Here is a 3,009-nt window from a genome sequence, read left to right on the forward strand (position 1 = left end):
CGTCGACGCTCACCCCTCCGCGCCCGCGGATGTCGATGCGGCGGTAGTTGCCGTCGACCGCGTCGAACCCGGTAGCCAGCACGAGCACATCCAGCTCGTGCTCCACGGGGCGAGGAGAGTACGGCCGGGTGACCGTGGGGTTTGCCGGAGCCTCGAGCAACAGCGCGCTGCCTGTCCTGGCCCGTGCCGTCCGGTCGACGTATCCGAACATCGAGCTGGAGATGCACGGACAGCTGTATGCGAACGCGGCACTCTCGCGCCTCGTCGACGGCACTCTCGACCTCGGTTTCATCCGGTTGCCCTTCATCGCCCCCGGCGTGCAGTACCAGGTCATCGAGCGTGAGCAGCTGGTCGTCGCGCTGCCGGAGGATCACGCGCTCGCCGCGCGGGCGGAGTTGTCGTTGCGGGACCTCGCGAATGAACCGTGGGTGACGTTTCCCGCCGATTCGGGCTCGTCTGTGCAGTCGCTCCTGCAGCAGGTCTGCCTCGCAGCCGGTTTCACCCCCAACGTCGTCCAGGCGGCGCCCGACTCCTACACGATCATCGCTCTCGTCGCGGCGCATGTCGGTGTCACTCTCACCCTGACGTCGGTGATGCGGGCCAACCTTGATGAGAGCGTGGCGTACCGCCCGCTCACGGATGAGCTTCCCGTGGTCGAGTCGGCCATCGGCTGGAGCACCCAGAACCCTTCGGCCGCCCTGCGGTCCGTGGTCGGCCTCGTCAAGCTCGCGTTCGCCGAACCGACCGATCTCACCTACGACGCGCTGTCGTCACGGAGGCGAGCGATCACCAGCACAGATTGATCGCGCGGCGATTATTTCGCTCGAAGTCTCAGTTCCGCGGCACACCGGTATTGGACGAGGACTGACCCCCGCCCTCAGAATCGAAACGTGGTCAGGCCGCTTCATTGCGTCCGGGCGTGACCGCGCGAGGAGGTCGGAAATGGGACTGGTCGACGGAAAGACCGCGGTCATCACGGGCGGCGCCGGCGGACTCGGTCTGGCGATGGCTCACACTCTGCTCGCCGAGGGGGCGAACGTGGTGCTGACGGATGTCTCCTCCGAGGCGCTCGAACGCGCCCTGAATGAACTCGATCGTCCAGGACGCACGGCGACCTCGCTCGGCAGCGCATCGGACCCGGCGGCGGTCGCCGCTGCGGCGGCGGTTGCCGTGGAGTCATTCGGATCCCTCGACGTGTGGGTCAACAACGCGGGCTTCACACGCGACGCCACGATGCGCAAGATGCCCCTCGAGGACTTCGACGCCGTGATCGATGTGCATCTGAGGGGTGCATGGCTCGGCACCCGCGAGGCTGCGGGGATCATGCGCGAACAGGGCCGCGGCTCGATCATCAACGTGTCCTCGATCTCCGGAAAGGTCGGCAACGTCGGTCAGACCAATTACTCCGCGGCAAAGGCGGGAATCGTCGGCCTGACCAAAGCCGCCGCCAAAGAAGTCGGCTTCGCAGGGGTGAGGGTCAACGCAATCCAGCCCGGCATCATCAGCACGCCCATGACCGACGCCATGCCGGAGAGGATTCGCGAGTCCCGGCTCGCTGAGGTGCCCCTCGGACGATTCGGTCAGCCGAGCGAAGTCGCGAACGTCGTGCTGTTCCTCGCCAGCGAGCTCTCGAGCTATCTCACGGGAACGGTCATCGAGATCTCCGGCGGACGAAACATCTGACTACGGTCGACGCGCGGTGGCGCCGTGTAGACGGTTGTAGATACAACTAACCGATATAGTTTTATCTACAAGTATTCAGTCTGCAATGAGAAGGGCCGACGAGTCAGTGAACTCCCTGCTACGAGATGTGCGATCCTCCCAACCTGTCGACGGGTCCGACGGCGAGGCCGTCGCGATCTTCCTTCACGGCTTCGGCTCCAACGAACGCGACCTCGCCGGTCTTGCGGGTGCGCTCGGTCTTCGGCTGCCGTGGGCCTCACTGCGCGCACCGCTGCTGATGGGCAACGGCGGGGCAGCGTGGTTCGAGATCGTCACACCCGGCGATCCGGATCCCGCACCGCTGGCAATGGCCACCGACTCGGTCTGGGCATGGGTCGACGCGAACGTTGACCCGACCGCGCGCGTCGTCCCCATCGGGTTCTCTCAGGGTGGGCTGATGGCGAGCCAGCTCCTGCGCACCCGACCGGAACGTGTGATCGCGCCCGTCGTGCTCGGAGGATTCGTCGCGCGGGGAACCCAGCCCGGGGACGACGTGCTCGCGGTGAGCCGCCCGCACGTGTTCTGGGGGCGCGGGGCGGAAGACCGGGTCATCGCGGCGCCGGCGATCGCGCGGACCAGCGCGTTCCTCCCCACGCACGCCACCCTTCATGAGCGGGTCTATCCGGGTCTGGCTCACGGCATCGACGCGGCCGAGATCGCGGACGTGCGGGACTTCCTCATCGAGCATGTCGGTGCACATGCCGTCGATGCCCGATGAGCGGGACGACAGCGTTCGAGTTCGGCATCTTCACCTTCGGTGAGCTCACCCGCGGCGCCGACGGCGCGCCACTGTCGGCGGCCGGGCGACTGCGCGATGTCCTGGAGTGGGCGAAGGTCGCGGACGAGGCCGGCCTGGACGTCTTCGGCGTGGGAGAGCACCACCGAGCGGACTTCGCGGTCTCCTCGCCTCAGGTCGTCCTGGCCGCTGCGGCTGCCGTCACCTCTCGTATCCGACTCACGAGCACTGTCACGGTGCTCTCCAGCGCCGACCCTGTGCGCACCTTCGAGGACTTCGCCACCCTCGACCTGATCAGCGGAGGACGGGCCGAGCTGACCGCAGGGCGCGGCGCCTACACCGAGTCGTTCCCGCTGTTCGGTCAGGTGCTGGCGCGCTATGACGAGTACTTCGAGGATCGGCTGGATCTGCTGCTGCGTCTCCGGGAGTTATGCGATGTCCTCGTCATCCACCGCGACCGCAGTCGTCCCGAGCGCCCTGCGTGATCTGTATCTGGGCTGGTCCGAGCTCATGGCCACCCACGAGCTGGACATGCGGCTGTTCCGCAGCAT

At 66.8% G+C, this 3,009-nt stretch carries 4 protein-coding genes; all 4 read left to right on the forward strand.

Annotated features, from left to right (window positions below):
• Window positions 1–47: 47 nt before the first annotated feature.
• The 4 genes from ACIQ0W_RS15905 to ACIQ0W_RS15920 all read left to right on the forward strand — a co-directional run bounded on the left by ACIQ0W_RS15905 (window position 48) and on the right by ACIQ0W_RS15920 (window position 2,943).
• Window positions 48–803: a LysR family substrate-binding domain-containing protein gene (locus tag ACIQ0W_RS15905; protein WP_292801312.1), complete on the forward strand. Its 756-nt coding sequence runs from the start codon at window positions 48–50 to the stop codon at window positions 801–803.
• Window positions 804–942: 139 nt separating this feature from the next.
• Window positions 943–1,683 carry a 3-oxoacyl-ACP reductase FabG gene (gene fabG, locus ACIQ0W_RS15910; RefSeq protein WP_292733411.1) on the forward strand — a complete coding sequence of 247 codons (741 nt, stop codon included), beginning with the start codon at window positions 943–945 and terminating at the stop codon, window positions 1,681–1,683.
• A gap of 106 nt (window positions 1,684–1,789) precedes the next feature.
• A complete protein-coding gene (locus ACIQ0W_RS15915) occupies window positions 1,790–2,440 on the forward strand; it encodes an alpha/beta hydrolase (protein ID WP_396643618.1) in 651 nt (216 codons plus the stop codon).
• Window positions 2,437–2,943, forward strand: coding sequence for an LLM class flavin-dependent oxidoreductase (locus ACIQ0W_RS15920; RefSeq protein WP_292801314.1), 507 nt, complete (start codon window positions 2,437–2,439; stop codon window positions 2,941–2,943). Before ACIQ0W_RS15915 ends, ACIQ0W_RS15920 begins: the two co-directional genes overlap by 4 nt.
• Window positions 2,944–3,009: the final 66 nt, after the last annotated feature.

Source organism: Microbacterium sp. (assembly GCF_044340635.1).
Lineage (GTDB): Bacteria > Actinomycetota > Actinomycetes > Actinomycetales > Microbacteriaceae > Microbacterium.

Bases quoted from the DNA above. Each gene is read 5' to 3' on its own strand.
- ACIQ0W_RS15920 (WP_292801314.1), top strand. From the start codon at position 2,437: ATGAGCGGGACGACAGCGTTCGAGTTCGGCATCTTCACCTTCGGTGAG.
- fabG (WP_292733411.1), top strand. From the start codon at position 943: ATGGGACTGGTCGACGGAAAGACCGCGGTCATCACGGGCGGCGCCGGC.